This is a genomic window from Ruminococcus sp., from assembly GCF_024684275.1.
The window spans coordinates 1-20,256 of record NZ_JAIKXF010000068.1; the positions used below are offsets into that span (position 1 = coordinate 1).

General features: G+C 46.5%; 18 protein-coding genes. 13 read left to right on the plus strand and 5 right to left on the minus strand.

Annotation, left to right across the window (positions count from 1 at the left end):
- Positions 1–378: 378 nt before the first annotated feature.
- Both K5677_RS07565 and K5677_RS07570 read left to right on the plus strand, forming a co-directional pair.
- Positions 379–3,540, plus strand: coding sequence for a GDSL-type esterase/lipase family protein (locus tag K5677_RS07565; protein ID WP_296726424.1), 3,162 nt, complete (start codon positions 379–381; stop codon positions 3,538–3,540).
- A gap of 124 nt (positions 3,541–3,664) precedes the next feature.
- The gene (locus tag K5677_RS07570; RefSeq protein ID WP_296726426.1) at positions 3,665–4,264 is read left to right on the plus strand and encodes a hypothetical protein; all 600 of its coding nucleotides are present in this window, start codon (positions 3,665–3,667) and stop codon (positions 4,262–4,264) included.
- A 39-nt stretch (positions 4,265–4,303) separates the two neighbouring features.
- On the opposite strand, the gene K5677_RS07575 is transcribed toward K5677_RS07570, so the two are convergent.
- The 3 genes from K5677_RS07575 to K5677_RS07585 form a co-directional block, all read right to left on the minus strand.
- A complete protein-coding gene (locus K5677_RS07575) occupies positions 4,304–4,774 on the minus strand; it encodes a peptidylprolyl isomerase (RefSeq protein WP_296726429.1) in 471 nt (156 codons plus the stop codon).
- Between the two features lie 59 nt (positions 4,775–4,833).
- Complete coding sequence (locus K5677_RS07580) at positions 4,834–5,268, minus strand: hypothetical protein (protein ID WP_296726430.1); 435 nt, start codon at positions 5,266–5,268, stop codon at positions 4,834–4,836.
- 84 nt (positions 5,269–5,352) lie between these two features.
- Complete coding sequence (locus tag K5677_RS07585; protein ID WP_296726433.1) at positions 5,353–6,975, minus strand: fused MFS/spermidine synthase; 1,623 nt, start codon at positions 6,973–6,975, stop codon at positions 5,353–5,355.
- A gap of 365 nt (positions 6,976–7,340) precedes the next feature.
- On the opposite strand from K5677_RS07585, the gene K5677_RS07590 reads away from it, so the two are divergent.
- Positions 7,341–8,042 carry a carboxypeptidase regulatory-like domain-containing protein gene (locus K5677_RS07590; RefSeq protein ID WP_296726436.1) on the plus strand — a complete coding sequence of 234 codons (702 nt, stop codon included), beginning with the start codon at positions 7,341–7,343 and terminating at the stop codon, positions 8,040–8,042.
- 3 nt (positions 8,043–8,045) lie between these two features.
- Entirely contained in the window at positions 8,046–9,437 is a 1,392-nt protein-coding gene (locus K5677_RS07595; protein WP_296726438.1) for a peptidoglycan-binding protein, read from the plus strand.
- A 138-nt stretch (positions 9,438–9,575) separates the two neighbouring features.
- Here the strand turns inward: K5677_RS07595 and K5677_RS07600 are convergent, their stop codons facing one another.
- Positions 9,576–10,115 (minus strand): hypothetical protein, encoded by a 540-nt coding sequence (locus tag K5677_RS07600; RefSeq protein WP_296726442.1) that lies wholly within the window; start codon positions 10,113–10,115, stop codon positions 9,576–9,578.
- 121 nt (positions 10,116–10,236) lie between these two features.
- On the opposite strand from K5677_RS07600, the gene K5677_RS07605 reads away from it, so the two are divergent.
- The 9 genes from K5677_RS07605 (at position 10,237) to K5677_RS07645 (ending at position 18,823) form a co-directional block, all read left to right on the plus strand.
- Entirely contained in the window at positions 10,237–10,743 is a 507-nt protein-coding gene (locus tag K5677_RS07605) for a peptidoglycan-binding protein (protein ID WP_296726444.1), read from the plus strand.
- Between the two features lie 158 nt (positions 10,744–10,901).
- On the plus strand, positions 10,902–11,273 hold the full coding sequence (locus tag K5677_RS07610) for a hypothetical protein (RefSeq protein WP_296726446.1): 372 nt from the start codon (positions 10,902–10,904) through the stop codon (positions 11,271–11,273).
- Between the two features lie 186 nt (positions 11,274–11,459).
- Positions 11,460–11,672 (plus strand): hypothetical protein, encoded by a 213-nt coding sequence (locus K5677_RS07615; protein WP_296726447.1) that lies wholly within the window; start codon positions 11,460–11,462, stop codon positions 11,670–11,672.
- 212 nt (positions 11,673–11,884) lie between these two features.
- Positions 11,885–12,316 carry a peptidoglycan-binding domain-containing protein gene (locus K5677_RS07620; RefSeq protein WP_296726448.1) on the plus strand — a complete coding sequence of 144 codons (432 nt, stop codon included), beginning with the start codon at positions 11,885–11,887 and terminating at the stop codon, positions 12,314–12,316.
- 206 nt (positions 12,317–12,522) lie between these two features.
- Entirely contained in the window at positions 12,523–14,163 is a 1,641-nt protein-coding gene (locus K5677_RS07625; RefSeq protein ID WP_296726449.1) for a glutamate--tRNA ligase, read from the plus strand.
- 290 nt (positions 14,164–14,453) lie between these two features.
- A complete protein-coding gene (locus K5677_RS07630) occupies positions 14,454–16,466 on the plus strand; it encodes a class I tRNA ligase family protein (RefSeq protein ID WP_296726450.1) in 2,013 nt (670 codons plus the stop codon).
- Positions 16,467–16,536: 70 nt separating this feature from the next.
- Entirely contained in the window at positions 16,537–17,355 is an 819-nt protein-coding gene (locus tag K5677_RS07635) for a hypothetical protein (protein ID WP_296726452.1), read from the plus strand.
- Between the two features lie 103 nt (positions 17,356–17,458).
- The gene (gene cysK, locus K5677_RS07640; protein ID WP_296726453.1) at positions 17,459–18,388 is read left to right on the plus strand and encodes a cysteine synthase A; all 930 of its coding nucleotides are present in this window, start codon (positions 17,459–17,461) and stop codon (positions 18,386–18,388) included.
- A 39-nt stretch (positions 18,389–18,427) separates the two neighbouring features.
- Entirely contained in the window at positions 18,428–18,823 is a 396-nt protein-coding gene (locus K5677_RS07645) for a pyridoxamine 5'-phosphate oxidase family protein (RefSeq protein ID WP_296726454.1), read from the plus strand.
- A gap of 54 nt (positions 18,824–18,877) precedes the next feature.
- On the opposite strand, the gene K5677_RS07650 is transcribed toward K5677_RS07645, so the two are convergent.
- A complete protein-coding gene (locus K5677_RS07650; RefSeq protein WP_296726455.1) occupies positions 18,878–20,221 on the minus strand; it encodes an MATE family efflux transporter in 1,344 nt (447 codons plus the stop codon).
- Positions 20,222–20,256 lie beyond the last annotated feature (35 nt).

Genomic DNA, 20,256 nt, shown 5'->3' on the forward strand with positions numbered 1-20,256 from the left:
TTTTGCCCTTTAGGGCAAAATGAGCTTGACATAAAGAAATGTAATGCGCAAATTCCTAAAATTATAAAGAATTTGCGCTCCCCGAACTGCGTTCGGGGCAATAACCGCCTTTAGCCGGTTATTGAGTTTACATTAATTATAGCATATGATTATTAATAATTCAAGCATTTGCACAGCGCAGAAATAAATTGAGAATGCATAATTGAGAAAGACGGTGCCGCCCTTTGGCTGTTCACTTAATCATATTGTTAAAACAGCACAAAAATGAGTAGAAATAATTCAAAACTGCATACGAAAAAGCTTGACTTGAATTATTAACAATGATATAATAAATTTAGATTATTATACGTACTTGAAGTACGGAATTGGAGGATCATTATGAAAGCAAAAAGACTGATAAGCGGAATGACCTCTCTGGCGCTTTCACTTTCAGCTTTTGTCGGACTGGGTAACCTCACCCCGGTCAAGCCTGTTGAGGCACAGGCGGCTCAGGCAAACTGGAAGTTCGATTTCGGCGGCAGCGGAGCGGCAAACGGCTACACAGGAGTTTCAGCCGCAGATGGCTACAATTCGGGCAGGGGCTACGGCTTCGCACAGACATGGAACGTGTCAAATGTTTCCGCAGGAGGCAGCGGTGTTACAGCGGACGCTGTAAAATTCAACGATTACGGCTCTGGCAATACGTTCAATGTTGACCTGCCAAATGGACTTTATGAGGTAAAGGTGACTATCGGAAATGCTCCCCGAACTACTATAAAGCTCGAAGGCATGGTGCAGATGATGAATCTGACAGGACGTGGTGCTGTTGAGACAGTGAAGCTCCCTGTTACCGACGGACAGCTGAATATACAGGCTGTTGAGGGTATGAGCAAGCGTGAGCAGTCCATTTCCGCTGTTGAGATAACTCAGATAAATACCACGGGCACTATGCCGCCTATGGTCTGGATATGCGGCGACTCTACTGTTGCAAACTACTATAACTGCGCCGACACCTCACAGCACGGCTGGGGACAGTTCTTCAACGGCAGCGTTTTCGGCAGCGGCTATGAGGTGCGCAACATGGCTACCAGCGGACAGTATGCAAAAGGCTTTGTTGACGCAGGACAATTCGCGCCTATTGAGAAATACGGCAAGTCGGGGGACTATTATATAATCTCCATTGGTATCAACGATTCAAATTACTCCAACGAAACGGAGTACTACAATACAGTCACCGATATGGTCAAGCGAGCAAAGGCTAAGGGCATGGAGGTCATTCTTGTAAAGCAGCAGGGCAGACGCGGTGACCTTCAGCGCAATCCAAGACTTACAGGACGCTGGTACGGCGGCTCTCTTGACAAGATAGGCAGCGAACAGAACGTAAGAGTCGTTGACCTGTTCACTAAGTGGCAGAACTTCGGTCTCTCCGTTGGATATGACGGTATGGCTTCATATTACGCTATACAGGCTAACGGCAGCAACGACGACCTCCACCAGAGCAAAAAGGGCGCTCAGAAAATAGCTGAGATAATGGCTGAGGAGGTAGGTGCTCCTGCAAGAGAGCCTATACACCCCAAGTCGGAAGTAAGCTATATGTTCAGGAACGTCAACAGCGGGCTTTACATGGAGACAGCTGATACCAATGTTCAGCAGGGCAGTGCAAACGGCTCACAGCCTCAGAATACATGGAAATGCGTACAGGCTACAGGCGATTATTTCTACATAAAGCCTGCAAATACCGACCTTTATCTCTATGTTGACAACGGCAGCCGCGATAACGGCGCAAATATAGTCGTTGCGGAGAAGAACGGCTACAGCGACCAGTTCTTCAAGTTTGCCGACAACGGCGACGGCACTGTCACTATCCTTACCAGAGCTTCACGTGATGCCGCTGCTGTTGAGGTAGGAAGTGCTGCGTCAAACAACGGTGCTAATATCCAGCAGTGGGAGGTAAACGGTCACGCCTGCCAGAAGTGGGAAATGATAGAGGTTGAGGACGTTGTGACTACTGCGACTTCCGCAGCAACAACTACCACAACTACAACCACTGTAACCACTTCTACAGAGGAAGTCAAGCCAACAACTACAACTATCGACTTCTCACAGATACCCGACTTCCCCATAGAGTACGGCGATGCAAACTGCGACGGCGAAGTTGATATGTCGGATATAGTCCTTATCATGCAGGCGCTTGCAAACCCCAACAAGTACGATGTAAACGGCTCTGACAGCCACGCTATCACTACTTTCGGACGTCTCAATGCAGACGTTACCGGTGACGGCGATGGTATGACAGTTCAGGACGCTATGTTCATACAGAGATGTCTGCTGGGACTTGACAGGCTTCCCGAACCCATATATGTGGTAGTCGCTACGACAACAACTGTTCAGACTACTACAACCACCACAACAACTACAACAGCTCCTGTTGTGCTCAAATACTATGCTGCCGAGCAGACATGGAACGACGGTATAATTGAGACTACAAACTCAGGCTATACCTACAGCAGCGGCTATGTAAATCTGGGCAATAACACCGACAGCAATATCACCTTTACGGTAGATGTTCCTGCTGAGGGCAACTACATGACGCATATCCGCTTCGCTAACGGCTCGACGAATGACCGAAAGATGAAGCTGTTCGTGAATAATACCATCGATTACTGCTGGATGCAGTCCTTCCCGGGCTCTGGTTCATGGACTGACTGGAAGGAATTCGGGATCGTTCTTCCTCTCAAAGCAGGAAGAAATACTATCCTCATGCAGTCAGCGATGTCTGAGGGAGCTCCTAATCTCGATTATATCGAGCTCAGCGCTACCGATGAGCCCTATGCGGAGATATATGACCCCGCACAGGAGCAGCAGAACAGCGGAAGCGGTCAGCGTACTCTCTACATCGCAGGAGACTCCACCGTACAGAGCTACCGTGAGTCATACGCTCCTCAGCAGGGCTGGGGCTACTATATGCAGAGCTATTTCAACAGCGACATTACTGTTTCAAATCAGTCTATAGCAGGCAGAAGCTCAAAGAAATTCTACGATGAGGGCAGATGGCAGACCATTGCAGACAGTCTCAAGAGCGGCGATTTCGTAATGATACAGTTTGCTATCAATGACGCAGGCAAGTCAAATGCTGACAGATATGCACCTACCTGCGGCAATGTTGACAATCCGTCATCAGGCTCATACGAGTGGTATATGACGCAGTTCATCAAGTCTGCAAAGGATAAGGGAGCAACTCCCATACTTGTAACAACAACAATCGGTATGAAGGCATACTCAAACGGCAGATTCGTAAACAGCTATACAGATTACAATACTGCCTGCTATAACCTTGCCAAGAAGTACAGTATTCCTTGCATCGACCTCAATACCCTTATGGTGAATCACTATAACTCGGTAGGCTATGACACAGCAAAGAGCTATCATCTTATGGGAGCTGTTGCAGGCTCTACCGATGGTACTCACTTCTGCGAAAAGGGTGCAAATATCGTTGCAGGACTTGTTGCAGGTGAAATAAAGAAGCAGAATATCAGCGGACTGGCTTCTTATCTCAAATAAAAAAACAAGAACTAAGAGCTAAGAACTAAGTGCAGGGGCGCAAAGTGTGTGCCCCTGCCTTACACATGATATAACAGGATATTATTACAGTAATTTTATTTAAACACTGATAGGAATGATAAATATGCAGAACGATAAAAAAGACCTGAATGCAATACTGGCTTCACTTGATCCGAAATTAAGGGAAAAAATAGATCTGCCAAAGCAGGAGAAACCAGCAGATGTACAGTTTGCTCAACAGGCAGCGCCGGAGTATGTTGCCGAGCCTTTGGAGCAGGCGGCTGCGGAGATCGTATCTGAGCCTGTTGAGGAAACTCCGAAAACCAAGCTCGATGAAGCACTGGCGGCTCTTGATCCTAAGCTTAGGAGCGCTGTAACAGGAGAAGACGGCACTCCCGACGGTATGAAAAAAGCTGAGGATAAAGCCGCATCAATACTAAGCTTTGACGGCGCAGCCAGCAGCGGAAAGCCAAAGAACAGTATCGCTTATCTGGGCATTGAGATAATAGCACTTGAATGCGCTGCATTTTTTCTGTTTTTTGCAACATTTCATTCAGAGACACTCGGAGGGGTATCCCTGATTTTCATGCTCCTGCCTGCAGTATTCGGAATACTTTACAGAATGTTCAAGTATCAGATCGGATTTAAAGATGCAGTCAGTAAGTGCAAAATACATATAGGAATATCCTGTTTCTTTCTTGTATGTGTAATGCTTTCGGTATAAGAAAAAGGCTTCACTTTATGTGAAGCCTTTAATTATGCATTATTCAATTGTTACCTTTTTCATTACCTGAGGAGTTGTAGGCTTGTCGTTGTAGTCTGTAGCACATTCTGCTATCTCGTCAACAACGTCCATGCCCTCTACTACCTTTCCGAATGCAGCATAGTTGCCGTCAAGGTGAGGAGCGTCCTCGTGCATGATGAAGAACTGTGAGCCTGCTGAATCGGGCATCATTGAACGTGCCATTGAAAGTACGCCTCTTGTGTGCTTGAGGTCGTTCTTTACGCCGTTAGCTGCGAACTCTCCCTTGATGTGCCAGCCGGGACCGCCTGTGCCTGTGCCGTTGGGGCAGCCGCCCTGTATCATAAAGCCCGGGATAACTCTGTGGAATGTGAGTCCGTCATAAAAGCCCTGATTTACAAGCTTTTCAAAGTTCTCGCATGAGATAGGAGCAATATCGGGATAAAGCTCTATCTTGATCTTTTTGCCGTTTTCCATTTCGATGATTACCATAATTTTTCTCCTTTTTATTCATTCCGCACTTGGCGGAGAAGATACATTCCGCTGTTTTATCATTCAATTGGGATAGTGAAGCCCTCGTCGTCCAGAGATACAAATGGTATCTCCTCATATGGAGCTTCATATATAGATGTGGTCAGTTCGCTGTGCTGCTGATTATATTCATCAAGCATGGACAGGGTAGTAGTGGGTATATCCGCTTCCTCGGGAGTAGTCACGGGGATAGTCTCAACGACCTCGCCCAGCATATTTGTTACGGTAACATATTCACGCTGAGTAGTCTCCTCAATTAACTGAGGAGTGTTTAGCGGATCGTTCTGTACAGGCGGATCGGTTATCAGGTGATACGACGGCGCCTGAGTTGTGTTCTTCTGACGGCGTTCTTCGTTCTTATCGGCAATATCTCTTGCGCAGGATCTGCCTGCCATAGCAATAAGGACTGCCGCTATCAGAGCTATTGCAAATCCGACTATTTTACTTGCATTCATAATATATCCTTTCATGGCGTCAGCCAAGATCAATTTTTTCTATTATACCGCAATAAGCACTTATTGTCAAGCTTGCAGGGCTTCTCATTCCAGAAGTCCCTGTATCCCTTTCTCCTTGAACTGCTTTTTGTAGTATACCAGCTCATCCTGTATGATGTCGTCGATGACGCGCATACCAAGCAGCTCTACGGGAGCTTTATCGTCGGTGAGTATCCTTCCTCCCGAGGTATATGGAACAAGCTCTGCCTGAACTGTGTTCATCATGTCTTTTAGGGACTCGTTTGTGAGCTTTTCCGTGTTTTTATTCAGAAGATCGAGCATAGCCGGTTCGTTTGAGGCAAAAAGCTCACGGTTGGTGGAGTTTTCCACATCAATGGTGTGGACCTCTGAAAAAACTGAGGCTATTGTGTCCGCAAGGCGGTTGTTGATACCGTCTGCGCTGTCGGAGCGCATATTCATATTTACCACCATGACGCCGCCCTCATTGAGATGCTTCTTTACAAGAGTGAAGAACTCTACAGATGACATCTGAAAGGGGATAGTGATGTCCTGATAGGCATCGACCATGATAACATCATACTTTTTGTCGCAGGCGGCAAGAAAGGCTCTGCCGTCATAGGTAGTGACCTTTATATCCTTCGGGAGCTCGAAATACTTATGGGCAAGGTCTGTTATCCTGCTGTCTATCTCAACACCCTCGGCAGTAACATCGCTGAAATAGGTACTGCACTGCTTGGCATAGGTACCCGTGCCCATACCGAGTATGAGGATATCTGCGGAATCGGGAGCTTTAGTCATAAGTGGAGCAGCCATAGCGTAGTCGTAGTACATACCCGAGAGCTCTCCGGACTTAACGTAAACGGACTGGACGCCAAAGAGAACGTTGGTAGAGAGATATGTGCAGTTATCGTCCTCGCTGACCTGTAGATAGTTGTAGACCGACTCACCCTCATATGCGAGGCCTTTCTCCCAGAAAGCAAAGCCCATAGACGGTGAAGCAAAGCAGCATACCACGAAAAGAACGGAAGCCGCCGCAGCTTTTGCGGCACCGGTTTTGCTGCTGATGAAGTAGATAAGTCCTATGAGGAGCAGTATCCCTGCGAAGATAAGGAATGTCACGGCAGTTCCAACAGCAGGGATAGAGATAAAGGTGGGGACAAAGGTGCCGATGATAGAGCCGATAGTGTTGAAGGCTCCCAGAGTTCCCACGGTGCTGCCGCTGTCGTCAAGTGAGTCAACGGTATACTTAACAAGTGACGGAGTGACTGTTCCGAGCAGGAAAAGCGGATACACAAAGACCGTCATGCAGGTTATAAAGGCTGCCCATATGAGGAAGTTAGTATTAATTGTGACAACGAGAAGTCCTGCAATGCCTGCAATAGCGAGCTTGCCGATGAAGGGGACTGCGGCTATCCATACAGCGGCTATGAGTATGCGTCCGTAGAGCTTGTCGGGATCGGGGTCCTTGTCAGCACTTCTGCCGCCGTAGATGTTTCCGAGAGCCATTGCTATCATGATAGTACCGATGATGATAGTCCAGACTATCTGTGACGAGCTGAAATAGGGCGCTAAGAGCCTGCTTGCACCGAGCTCCACAGCCATGACGGACATACCTGCAAAAAATTCGGTCATATACAGATACCATTTGTTTTTCAGTATCTTTGGCAGTGGTTTTTTAACAGGTGGGGGAGTATTTTTCTTCTTCATATATTTCTCCTTATTTGTAAGAACTAAGAACTCAGATCTAAGAACTAAGAAAGAAACTGTTTTTGATAATGCAGGTGATAGTGTTACCTGCAATCTTAGTTCTAAGTTCTTAGCTCTTAGTTCTATATTATAACATATAATCATGAAAAGAGCAACATTCGCGGCGAAAAACTACCGATTTTGATATTTATAATTTGTAAGAACTAAGAAAGAAACTGATTTTGATAATGCAGGTGATAGTGTTACCTGCAATCTTAGTTCTAAGTTCTTAGCTCTTAGTTCTATACTATAACATATAATATGGGGAGTTGTAAATAGTAATAACCGCTGATATTGTCGCATAGACTGTACCAGGAGATGATATTATGAAAAACGGAAATATAGACGCGGAAAAATACAAACAGGAGCTGATGAAGCTCTACAGCAGAAGTACCGGCGATGAAAATAACAAAACTCCAGAGCCGCAGGAAATAGAAGACGTTGACAAGAACGCTCCCGACGACACGGTATATGCCGAACACGCCGCCGAGGACTCAAACGGCTTCCCCGAAGACTACAACAGCCGCTATCCCGAGCCTGACCTGTCGGCGCTTGACACCGACTTTGGGACGGCAGGTACGGAGGACAATGCTCCTCCCGAATATAGCTCGACGGAGCTTCTCGGCAGTGAAAAGGGCTGTATATTGGTGAATGTACGTACAGGAGATGATTCCTCGGCGGTTTCGGGAGCTGTTGTTGCCGTTACTGCCGTTGTGGACGGAAAAAGGCTCATCCTTGCTTCGGGAGTAACGGATGACAGCGGAGTTTCGCCGAAATTTGAACTTCCCGTGCCTGACCTTGTACACTCTCAGACTCCGGATCCCGATGAAAGACCGTATAATCTTTTCGACATCAGCGTTTCAAAGGAGGGCTTCTTCCGCGCAAGAAGCGTTGATGTTCCTGTATTCTCCGGAATAACTTCAGTGCAGAACTTCAACCTGATACCTGTGCCGCTGATGATGAACGGCAATGACGAGACTGTCACCTATTACAACGCGGAGCCTTCCTTCGGCGGCAGAAAGGAGTGAGCCATGCTTACAGGCACTCCCTTTATACCAGAGACTATCACGGTACATCTTGGCTTCCCTGACTCAAACGCTCCCGACGTGGTGGTGGACTTCGCTTCTTATGTCAAGAATGTGGCTTCAAGCGAGATATATCCCACATGGAACGTCAGTGCCCTGCGCGCCAATATATACGCCATAGTTTCCTTTGCCTTGAACCGTATCTATACGGAGTGGTACCGCTCACGAGGGTATAGCTTTGATATTACCTCTACTACTCAGTTCGACCAGAAATTCATCAACGGTCGGGAGTACTTCGAGAACATCAGCTACCTTGTTGATGAGCTGTTCAATGATTACGTAAGGCGTCAGGGCAGCGTTGAGCCTCTTTTCACGGCGTTCTGCAACGGTACTACAACCACCTGTGACGGACTGTCACAATGGGGCACTCAGTATCTTGCAGAGAGAGGCTACAATTCACTGGAAATACTGAAATACTACTATGGGGAAGATATTGAGATAGTACAGAATGCTCCCGTAAGGTCGGCAATGCCCTCATACGGCGGCTTAGAGCTCAGAAACGGTTCATTCGGCAACGATGTGAAGTACGTGCAGGTATGGCTTAACCGTATCTCGCGGAATTTCCCGGCTATACCAAAAATACCTTCCGCAGACGGAGTATTCGATGCGGCAACCGAGGCGGCAGTAAGGAAGTTTCAGCAGGTATTCGGTCTTGAGGTCACAGGCGTTGTAGATGCGGCGACGTGGTACAAAATAACCTATATATTCACCAGCGTCAAACGCCTTGCGGAGCTGGACTCCGAGGGTATTCGCTTTGAGGAAATATCTCCGCAGTTCAAGGAAGTGCTAAGTATCGGTATGCAGTCTATCGAGGTCAGTATGCTGCAGTACTACCTTGCGGTCATCGGTGCGTATTACGAAGCGGTCATGCCTGTGGAGATAACAGGCTACTTCGGCGAGCAGACAGAGCGTTCGGTCAAGTCATTTCAGCGTGTATTCGGACTGCCCCAGACAGGAGTTGTTGACAGAGTTACGCGGAACGACCTCTACCGCGCATATCAGGGCATAGTGGAGAGCGTTCCGCCGCAGTATACCTACGTGGCGCTTTATCCCAACACAGTTCTCCGCGAGGGCGCAAGCGGCGAGTCAGTGAAGCTGATACAGCAGTACCTAACCTATATCAGCAGGAGCTATCCCAATATCCCTGCGGTAAGTGATACGGGTTATTTCGGTCCTCTTACAAGGCAGTCCGTGACGGCTTTTCAGCGCCAGTTCGGCATTGATCCTTCGGGTATCGTGGGAGCTGTCACATGGGACAGGATAGCAGGCGTCTATTCCGACCTGCGCTACGGCTTCGACAAGCGTCCCTACCAGAACCCGGGCTACACTATTAAGTAGGGGCGGATATTATCCGCCCGCAAGTGATTAGTAAGTAGAAAGTAGTGAGTAGTAGGGGACGGCGTCCTCGACGTCCCGAGGCTGACGATGATAAAAAAATCTCCCCTCACAGGGAGGGGAGAGAATAAAGAATCATAATTAAAAAAGAGGAATTAAATATCTTTCCGAATAACGATATCCATCACAAGATGTACAATGGTAATTATGATAGATTACTAAATATTTATGTCCGTTTATTGTTTCTACTGCACTGTTCTGATTTTTCTCATATGTTTTACAATTGTTGTGATTTTCTCTTACTTTGTGTGTGCGATTTTTATATATCCATTTTTCTCGTTTTTCATCGTTTCGTGAAATTCTTAACCACTTGTTACCTTTAGCGTCACTCTTTTCTTCATATACTGGATATTTTGTTCCAGTATATAAACGTTCATCAGGATATATATTATTTCCAAATTTTGGAGATGACCTAATATAATATTTATCCCCTTTTGTTACGTATACTTCATACTTTGCACCCTCGACCCAATACTGACCTCCAGCTGCATCAGCCTCCATAACATTCACTATAGCATTATCCGACTTAGGTGCATTGAGCGATGACGGAACAGTTACCATAGCTGAGAGAGAAACAGCTGCAAGTGCGGTGCAAATTGCTTTTTTGATAGTGTTTTTCATTTGTATCATTCCTTTTTTGATATTTAAGGTCAAAGATTTGACCTCGCTTGGAACATTATACAACAATAAAAATAACGTTACAAGTCAAATATTGCTAAATAATTGAACAGGAGATGATTTCTTGCCATACACAGAACAGCAGAAAAAAGAACATATCCGTGAGCTCCAGAGCTACCTTTACGCTATATCCATGTTCGACAAAAACATACCGCAGGTACTCCCCGACGGAGTATACAACGCTGACACCCGTGCCGCTGTTGAAGCCTTTCAGCGCACCTACGGACTTCCTGTCACAGGTGATACCGACTCAGCCACATGGAACAGGATAGCCGCAGTCTACAGAGACTACCTTGACGGCGCTCCTGCGGCGTATCACGCCTTTCCCTCGCGGAGCTTCACAGCCTGCATGGGGGACAGCGGCGAGGTGGTCTATATCATACAGGCAATGCTGTGGAAAGCCGCGGCGTGGTACGATAATATGCCAAAGGTCAGCGTCTGCGGAGAGTTTGACGATGCAACAGCGGCGGCAGTCCGCGCCTTTCAGCAGCGCTCGGGACTTCCCGACAGCGGCAATGTAGACTGCCCTACGTGGAATATGCTGGTGAGATTCTTAGAACTAAGAGCTTAGAACTTAGAGCTTAGAAAAATAACACAGCAATAAACGCACAAAATGTGCAATTATTGCTGTATATTGCTATAAATATTGACAAATGTTATATTTACTTGTATAATATAACTCATGAAGTCGGCCGGCTTTAAATATTAATGCAAAGGATGTAAAAACAAATGAAAAATGTACTCAAAAAAGTTTCAGCAATCGCATTAGCTTTTACGCTTCTCGGTTCAGGAACAGCAGTCGCAAAAAATGTAAATCCTAAGTTGATAAACACGATCACAGCAAATGCTGACTATTCAACAAACAGTACATACTATGTTCCGAGCGGAACCAATCTTTATATCAGGACAGGTCCCGGAACTTCATATGGACACGTTCAAATAAAGTATAAAAATCGTTATTACAATACATTTGTTATGCAGAATCGCACTTTCAATGTTATCCACGTACAGGGAAACTGGGGTTACTCCACTAATCTTGTAAATGATTGGGGCAGAAAAACCAGCGGTTGGGTAAGTCTTGGTTATTGTAGATACTATTGATTATTTTTAGCAGCTTCCCTCGCATGAGGGGAGCTTTCTTTTGCCTGCTGCATATTGCAAAGATTGCGTGGGGGTAACATTTTTTGCTCTTTTTAATATATAGTATTGACAAATGATGAAATTAGTTGTATAATACAACTCATAAAGTTGGCCAACTTTAAATATTATGTAAAGGACGTAAAACAAATGAAAAAAACTATCAAAAGAGCATTCACAATCATTGCAGCATCAGCTACTCTTCTTGTATCAGGAGCATCTATGACAGCAAATGCAGCTCACAATCATTGCTGCTGCTGTGGCACATATACAAGAGTTATCAAATGCCTGACAGGTACTCACAATGTTGTTGGCGTATACAGCAAGTGCTGCGGTCACTTACTCTGGACATATACTACATGATCCGGAAATAGAGCGAGTATTGAGCTCCCCTCAAATGAGGGGAGCTTTTTTTATCTTCTCAAAAGTATATATATTAACCCGTATAAGCATTTCATTATGCTGAAATATAGTATTGTTTTTATATTAGGTATTGACAAATTTAACTGTATGGTGTATAATATATACATAAAACTGGCCGGTTTTAAATATTATAGTAAAGGATATTAAAAAAAATGAACAACTTAACAAGAAAAATCGCAGCAGTTGCTATGGCTTTCACTGTACTTGGAACAGGTGCAGCTGTAACTAACACAATCGCTCCAAAGTCAAACAACACAATCACAGCATATGCTATCGGCGGAGATCAGAACTATCAGTACTATACAAAGCCTAAGTGTGATCGCGGCTGGAATTATGGCAGATATGTTGGCGTTAGCTCTGGTACTGGTGTATACTGGATACAGGCTATGCTGAACAAATGGTATAGAAACTCTAGGGATTTTGAAGCTCTTGTAGTAGACGGAAAGTATGGTCAGAAGACAGAGGAAGCTGTAAAGAGATTCCAGAGATATAATGGACTTACAGCTGATGGTATCTTTGGACCAAACACATATGCTAAGGCAAAGAGTCTCGGATACACACGTGGTTATGAGCCAACTTATTAATTATAGTTGATCAAATAATTGAATAACACACACCAGCTCCCCTCAAATGAGGGGAGCTTTTTTATGTCTGGAAATGGACGGCGCTATCTACAGAAAAGGGCGGATTATATCCGCACCTGATATTTGACTTTAACGGCGAAGTGTGATATAATAAATTAAATGTGTCTGTCAGTCGGCGGACGGAATATTTACAAAGGATTGATAATATGGATTATAAAGCACTTGCAGACTACCTTTTTCCCGATGTAACGGCAGCTCCCGAGGACATCGAGGCTCGTTTCCCAGAGAGAGAGCTCCCCGCAGGAGCTAACGTTACCCGTATTGGACCAAGTCCAACAGGTTTCGTACATCTTGGAAACCTCTACAACGCTATCATAGGCGAGCGTATAGCTCACCAGTCACAGGGCGTTTTCTACCTTAGAATAGAGGATACCGACAACAAGCGCGAGGTTGAGGGTGCTGTTGAGACTGTCATCAACGCTATGGACTATTTCGGCGTACACTTTGACGAGGGAGCTACAGCCGAGGGCGACAACGGCAGCTACGGTCCTTACCGTCAGAGACAGCGTAAGGACATCTATCACGTGTTTGCAAAGCTCCTTACCGAAAGGGGACTTGCTTACCCCTGCTTTATGACCGCAGAGGAGATAGAGGCTGTCCGCGAGCAGCAGACTGCAAACAAGGAAAATCCCGGAGTTTACGGTAAGTATGCAAAGTGCCGCGACCTTAGTCTTGACGAGGTAAAGGCTAATATAGAGGCTGGCAGAGAATGGGTGCTCCGTTTCAGAGGTCAGGAGACAGGCGAGACTATAGCTGTTGAGGACGCTATCCGCGGAAAGCTTGAAATGCCAAGAAACAATATGGATTTTGTACTCCTCAAGAGCGACGGTATCCCAACATATCACTTCGCACACGTTGTAGACGACCACTTTATGCGTTCAACTCACGTTATCCGCGGCGAGGAGTGGATTTCATCGCTCCCTATGCACGTTGAGCTGTTCAATACTCTCGGCTGGAAGCAGCCTGTGTACTGCCATACTGCCACACTTATGAAGATAGACGAGGAAACAGGCGGCAAGCGTAAGCTCTCAAAGAGAAAGGACCCCGAGCTGGCGCTGTCATACTATCAGCAGGAGGGCATCAGCAGGGACGCTATCTGGGAGTTCCTTCTCACTCTGCTCAACTCCAACTATGAGGAGTGGCGTATCGCAAACCCTGAGGCTGATTATCACGATTTCCCGTATACACTGGAGAAGATGTCGGTATCGGGAGCTCTTGTTGACCTTGACAAGCTCCGCGACATCTCAAAGAACGTTATCTGCCGTATGCCTGCACAGCAGGTCTATGACGGCTGGCTGGAGTGGTGCAGCGAGTATAACGGCGATTTCGCAGCTCTTATAAATAAGTATCCCGAGAGAACTCTTGCAGCTCTCAATGTCGGCAGAGGCGGCGCAAAGCCAAGACGTGACATCGAGACATGGAAGCAGGCCTGCGATTTCATGAGCTTTTACTATGACGAGACCTTTAAGGTCACAGACACTATGCCCGAGGAGTGTGACGAGGCTACGGTAAAGGAATTCTTCGGAAAGTACCTTGCGTCCTACGACCACAGCGATGACAGTGCGGCATGGTTCGACAAGGTAAAGGCTATCACCGAGGAAATGGGCTTTGCAGTAAAGCCAAAGGACTACAAGAAGAACCCCGACCAGTATAGGGGAAGCATAGTTCACATCACAAATATGCTCAGAATTGCTCTCACAGGACACGCAAATGCACCCGATATATGGGAGGTAAGTCACGTTCTCGGCGAGGAGATAACACGCAGAAGACTTCAGGCTTTTGCCTGAAAAGCCGTTAGTTTTGTAGGGGCGAACAGTGTTCGCCCGCCAATAACTCACGAATTATAAATGATGATCTGTAGGGGGCGATGCCCACATCGCCCCGTGTTTGAATTATGAATTATAACGGGCTGATGTGGGTGACTCCCTACAGTTCCGCGTTAAAAAATTATGTTTTGTAGGGGACGTTCTCACCTGTCGGCTCGGTCGGTGTTTCTGCGTTGCAGAGGTGTCCACTGGACACCCACACCGTCCTCGACGTCCCACCCGAAATATTAAAGAATAAAGAGGAAAATAAAATGTCAGACAATAAAGAAAAGAAAAATTTTGAGATACCCCGTCCTGTGTTCCCGAAAAGATGTATCGTCACAGGCGGTATGCCCTACGGCAACAAGGAGCTCCACTTCGGCCATGTGGGCGGTATGTTCGTATTTGCGGATACATTTGCGCGCTTTATGCGTGACCGCATAGGTAAGGAGAACGTTATTTTCGTCGGCGGTACGGACTGCTATGGCTCTCCTATCGCAGAGGGCTGGCGTGTAAAGGTCAAGAACGGCGAGTTTGAGGGCTCACTTGAGGACTTTGTTCAGAAAAACCATGACAAGCAGAAGGAGACTCTTGACGCTTACGGGATCTCTCCCAATCTCTTTGCAGCCTCCGGACTTGGCCGCTCAAAGGAGATACACGCTGCTGTAACCGACCGTTTCATCAGCTCTCTCCACAAGAAGGGACAGCTCAACCAGATAACCACTATGCAGTTCTTCGATGAGAAGGCAGGCTGCTTCCTCAACGGCAGACAGGTCATCGGTAAGTGCCCTGTAGACGGCTGTACCTCTGAAAAGGGCTATGCAGACGAGTGTGATATGGGACATCAGTATATGCCTGAGAACCTCATAAACCCTGTCAGCACCCTCACAGGCGAGACTCCTACCATGAAGCCCGTTACCAACTGGTATTTCAAGCTCCGCGATTATGAGCAGCTCATGAAGGATTGGGTAGAGGAGCTTAAAAAGCGCAAGGATATCCGCCCTGTTGTGTGGAAAACTATCGACGAGTTCCTGAAAAAGCCCGTTATCTACATAAAGCGCGAGTTCGAGGAAAAGTACATGAGCATCAAGGCTTCTATGCCTGAGCACAATTACCTTGAGGAGCCCAAGAAGCCGTCATTCACTATCGAATTCGACAAGCTTTCCGACTGCGACGAAGCCTGCCGCATACTCACCGAAAACGGTATCCGCTACAGAACAGGCAAGACACTCGTTCCTTTCCGTCTTACAGGAAACATCGAGTGGGGAGTGCCTGCACCTGTCATGGACGGCGTTGAGGGACTTACTGTATGGGTATGGCCTGAGTCCCTCTGGGCACCTATCTCATTTACCGAGACATATCTTGAATCCATTGGTCACGATAAGGAGGAATGGCGCGACTACTGGTGCAGTAAGGATTCTACTGTTTACCAGTTCATCGGTCAGGACAATATATACTTTTACGGCATTGCCGAGCCTGCAATGTGGATGGCTCAGCAGGAAAGCGCAGAAAAGACAGCTTCACCTGCCGACGGCGAGTTACAGCTGCCTGTTATCGTGGCTAACCATCATATCCTGTTCCTCGACAAGAAGGCTTCAAGCTCAGGCGCAGTAAAGCCGCCTATGGCTGACGATCTGCTGAACCACTACACACCAGAGCAGCTCCGTATGCACTGGCTGGGACTTGGTCTGGGACAGCGCTCCGTAAGCTTCATGCCAAAGCCCTATAATCCAGATGCAAAGCCCGAGGACGCAGATCCTGTTGTCAAGGACGGTCTGCTCCTGTCCAATGTTTTCAACCGTATGATAAGAACGGCTTTCTATACCACACAGAAGGAGCTTGACGGTGTTATGCCGGATAATGCTCCCGAGGAGAAGTTCCTTGCAGATGCAAAGAAGGCTGTCCTTGAATATGAGCGTCATATGTCTAAGTTCGCATTCCACCAGTGTACCTATGTTCTTGACAGCTATATCCGCAACGGCAGCAAGTACATTGCAAAGGCTCTCACAGGCGAGTATCCCGACAAGGAAGCTCTCAAACAGGCTCTTGCCAACCTTTTCTACATGATAAGGATAACAGGAGTGCTGCTTCACCCTATGGCTCCATTCGGAACAAAAAAGCTCCGCGAGTATCTTGAGGTCGATGAGCGTATCTGGTCGTGGGATACTATCCTTGAACCGCTTACATATTTCACAGGAAACGGTCACAAGCTGAAGTTCCTGCCTCCGAGAACGGACTTCTTCACCCGTCACGAGAGCCAGTTTGCTTCTGCTGAGGAGCAGTAAAAGCTCTATACAAGTACTGTATGAGGAACGCCTTTTACGGCGTTCCTTATTATTAGATCAAGGTGATGATATGTGCAGAAAAAAAGCTTCAGAGGCGAGAAGAAAGGCTTTAGAGCGAGAAGAAAAAATGTGGAGAAATGACAAGCTGTCTTTTATTGCAGCTGTGGTGACTTTCATTATCTCTATCCTGCACAGAGTTTTCTTCAAACCCGATGTTATGACAGGTGAGCAGGGGCTCAGGACAGTGTTCATGTTCTCACTGCTGCGTATCATATTGGGACTTGCTGCGGAGGTGTCCTTCGGTGTGGCTCTGGGCAGGCTGATGCTCATACAGCGCAGCGAGCCTCTTGCTTATGCGGCAGATGCTGTGGAGGCAAAGTTCAGCTCAGGAAAAAAGAAGAAAAAGCAGGGAAAGGCTGGCAAGGTCATCGGCTTTGTGCTGACTTATGCCTTTGTTTTTCTGATTTATATGTCATTTGGTGCAAGGGAAACGGCTCTATATTCACAGCGAAATATCAGGGGGCTTCCACGGCTTGACAACCTGTCATATGTATGTTTTGCGGGAGAAACTCTTATGGATATGTCTCAGGGTGAGACCGTCACTGTAAGGGTTAGCGGCTGCCATATCGGCACTGACTCCATTTCATATTCTGTAAGTACAAGACGCTTTAACAGAAATAGGCGCGGCGGACTGACCTACAGATTTTTTGTGCTGATGGACGACGGCTATGACAGGATAGCTCAGGTTTCGGATAAAGAGGCAAAGAAGCTTGAAAGCCGGCTTGATCCGGAAAAAGTATACACCGTTAAGCTATACAAGCATTCGGGGTTCATAGCTTCTGTGGAGGAAAGTGAATTAAATTATTTATGTTACTTGGAGCTAACATAGAAAATACCTGTTTTTCCGGAAAAGAAAAAAATCCTTGCCTTTTACAGCGATTTATAGTATAATTAAATATGTCAGTGCTATTATGACATAAGGAGAATGAGGAATGATCTACAATAATATTCTGGAAGCTATGGGTCACACACCACTCATCAAGCTGAACCGAATGGTAAAAAAGGGGAGCGCAGATGTCCTTGTCAAATTCGAGGGACTTAACGTTGGAGGCTCTATCAAAACACGTACTGCGTATAATATGATACGCCACGCCGAAAAGGAAGGCAAGATCAGCGAAAATACCATTATCGTTGAGCCTACCAGCGGAAATCAGGGTATCGGTCTCGCTCTTGTCGGAGCTGTCAAGGGCTACAAGACAATAATCATCATGCCTGACTCAGTCAGCGAGGAACGCCGCAAGCTTGTTAAGCACTATGGCGCAGAGGTGATGCTCATACACGATGACGGCGATATTGGAAAATGCATACAGACCTGTCTCGATACGGCTCTGAAAATGGCTGATGAGGATCCGAATGTGTTCGTACCTCAGCAGTTTGCGAATGTGAACAATATCGGTGCGCACAAGTATCATACAGCTCTGGAGATACTTGAACAGACTGCTGTTAAAATAGACGGCTTCTGTTCGGGAATAGGAACAGGCGGTACTATCACAGGCATAGGCGAAGCTCTCAAGGCTCAGTATCCCGATATGGTGATATGGGCTGTAGAGCCGGAGAATGCCGCTATCCTGGCAGGCGGAAATATAGGAACTCACCTGCAAATGGGCATAGGCGACGGCATTATCCCGGATATTCTCAATCAGAATATTTACGATGATATTTACATAGTTACCGATGAGGAGGCAATACAGACCGCTAAGGACCTCGCTTCAAAAGAGGGTATTATGTGCGGTATTTCCAGCGGAACTAATGTTGCAGCTGCTCTGAAGCTGGCTGAAAAGCTGGGTGAGGGCAAAACTGTAGTAACTATACTCCCCGATACTGCGGAGAGATATTTCTCCACACCGCTGTTCGAGGATTAAGTATAACGATCTAACAATAAATCAAGGAGGTAATCGACAATGAGCAGGTTAAACGATTTTCTAACAGAAGCAGGTATTTTCTTCGTAGCAACAAACGACGGAGCACAGCCAAAGCTCAGACCTTTCGGAGCGCACGTTGAGGTAGACGGAGTTGTCCACTTCGCAGTTGGAGACTTCAAGGCAGTCTACAGACAGATGCAGGCAAATCCGCTTACTGAGATAGTAGCCTGCAAGCCCGACGGATTGTGGCTTCGCTACACAGGAAAGATAGTTTTCGATGACGATAAGAAGTATGCAGACGCAATGCTTGAGGCAAGCCCGGTCCTCAGGGAAATATACAACGAGAAAACAGGCTATGTAATGAAGACCTTCCACCTTGAGGAAGCAAAGGCGTTCATCATGCCCCAGATCGGACAGCCCGAGCAGATATTATAAAAGCAGAAAAGCAGTATCGAATGATACTGCTTTTTTTGTCCGCAAGAAGCGGTATTATCGTGTGGGCAGCGGAGTCAGCGACTCTGCCCATGTTTTTCTCAGGTGTATTAAAAGTATAGTCATGCCTGTAAAGTTGGTTATCATCTCAGCGATAGGAACTGTCAGCCATACTCCTGTCATGCTCTTTATCATATAAGCAATGAAGGCGAGGGGGATTATGAGAATAGTTCCGCGCATAAGAGAGATGAGCTGAGCCTGCTTCGGCATTTCCTTTGATGTGAAGTAAACCGAAAGTATGGTATTTGCTCCCATAAACGGCATGAACAGGAAGTACTCGCGCAGACCTGTTTCTGCGATGCTTTTCAGCATTGAGCTGCCGCTGCTGTTGAATACTCCCACTACATATGATGTGCAGAAGAATACGGCAGTATAGGCTAAAATAGAGAATATCAGCGATGTCCACATTGCAAGCCGCAGAACATAGCATATGGCGGTGCTGTCGCTGCGCCCGTGATAACGACACATAAGCGGCTGTATCCCGCTGGCTATACCTGCGTATATAGCCGTAAAGACTATGGCGGTATTGGCAATGACACCATAGGCGGCAATGCCTGTATTGTCTGATATGCGGTAGATAACGAAGTTGAATATCATTATCACTATGCCTCCTGAGACCTCCGATAAGAAGGAGTGCAGCCCCAGTGCGGCTATCTCTTTTATGGTGCTTAGTGACGGGATCATGAGTCTGAGGCTAAAGGCGTTCCAGCCTGTAATGAAGTGTATGCTCATTACTCCCATGCTGATAAACGGCGAAATACAGGTAGCAAGAGCAGCTCCTCTCATTCCCATATCAAATCTGAAAATAAAAATATAGTCAAGTATGATGTTGACGAAGCAGCCGCTCAGCATACCCAGCATGGCGAGCCGAGGTGCGCTGTCATTGCGCATAAAGCAAGCCATAAGGTTATTCATAAGGAAAGCAGGTGAGAAGATAAGTATAGCCTTTATGTAGCTTTGTGACATATCAAAGACACTTGCGTTCGCACCAAGAAGATGCGTGACCTGCTTTGAGAAGCAGATACCCAGTATCTCAAACAGCGCAGCTATTGCGAGCATAGCCGCAAAGGCACTGGTATAGATAGCATCTGTCTCTTTTCGTTCTGTTCGGCAGTAAAGCATTGAAAACTTGCTGCCGCCGCCTATCCCAAGCATCAGACCAAAGCCGTTGATGAAATTAAAGACAGGCAGAGAAAGATTTAGAGCGGTAAGACCTTCCGAGCCCATTCCTCTTGAAATAAAAAATGTATCGATAAGAATATATACCGATACACCTAAAGAGCTGATGACATTCGCCAATATGTACCTGAAAAAATCATGTCGTATTGGTCTTTTGTCCATATATTAAATTTGCCCCCCAATATACCGATACACAG

What these genes read in the sequence shown, in the direction of transcription:
- K5677_RS07590 (WP_296726436.1), top strand. Translation starts at nt 7,341, where the DNA reads ATGAAAAACGGAAATATAGACGCGGAAAAATACAAACAGGAGCTGATG.
- K5677_RS07585 (WP_296726433.1), bottom strand. Translation starts at nt 6,975, where the DNA reads ATGAAGAAGAAAAATACTCCCCCACCTGTTAAAAAACCACTGCCAAAG.
- K5677_RS07645 (WP_296726454.1), top strand. Translation starts at nt 18,428, where the DNA reads ATGAGCAGGTTAAACGATTTTCTAACAGAAGCAGGTATTTTCTTCGTA.
- K5677_RS07635 (WP_296726452.1), top strand. Translation starts at nt 16,537, where the DNA reads ATGTGCAGAAAAAAAGCTTCAGAGGCGAGAAGAAAGGCTTTAGAGCGA.
- K5677_RS07565 (WP_296726424.1), top strand. Translation starts at nt 379, where the DNA reads ATGAAAGCAAAAAGACTGATAAGCGGAATGACCTCTCTGGCGCTTTCA.
- K5677_RS07650 (WP_296726455.1), bottom strand. Translation starts at nt 20,221, where the DNA reads ATGGACAAAAGACCAATACGACATGATTTTTTCAGGTACATATTGGCG.
- K5677_RS07580 (WP_296726430.1), bottom strand. Translation starts at nt 5,268, where the DNA reads ATGAATGCAAGTAAAATAGTCGGATTTGCAATAGCTCTGATAGCGGCA.
- K5677_RS07630 (WP_296726450.1), top strand. Translation starts at nt 14,454, where the DNA reads ATGTCAGACAATAAAGAAAAGAAAAATTTTGAGATACCCCGTCCTGTG.
- K5677_RS07570 (WP_296726426.1), top strand. Translation starts at nt 3,665, where the DNA reads ATGCAGAACGATAAAAAAGACCTGAATGCAATACTGGCTTCACTTGAT.
- K5677_RS07610 (WP_296726446.1), top strand. Translation starts at nt 10,902, where the DNA reads ATGAAAAATGTACTCAAAAAAGTTTCAGCAATCGCATTAGCTTTTACG.
- K5677_RS07615 (WP_296726447.1), top strand. Translation starts at nt 11,460, where the DNA reads ATGAAAAAAACTATCAAAAGAGCATTCACAATCATTGCAGCATCAGCT.
- K5677_RS07625 (WP_296726449.1), top strand. Translation starts at nt 12,523, where the DNA reads ATGGATTATAAAGCACTTGCAGACTACCTTTTTCCCGATGTAACGGCA.
- cysK (WP_296726453.1), top strand. Translation starts at nt 17,459, where the DNA reads ATGATCTACAATAATATTCTGGAAGCTATGGGTCACACACCACTCATC.
- K5677_RS07600 (WP_296726442.1), bottom strand. Translation starts at nt 10,115, where the DNA reads ATGAAAAACACTATCAAAAAAGCAATTTGCACCGCACTTGCAGCTGTT.
- K5677_RS07595 (WP_296726438.1), top strand. Translation starts at nt 8,046, where the DNA reads ATGCTTACAGGCACTCCCTTTATACCAGAGACTATCACGGTACATCTT.
- K5677_RS07620 (WP_296726448.1), top strand. Translation starts at nt 11,885, where the DNA reads ATGAACAACTTAACAAGAAAAATCGCAGCAGTTGCTATGGCTTTCACT.
- K5677_RS07575 (WP_296726429.1), bottom strand. Translation starts at nt 4,774, where the DNA reads ATGGTAATCATCGAAATGGAAAACGGCAAAAAGATCAAGATAGAGCTT.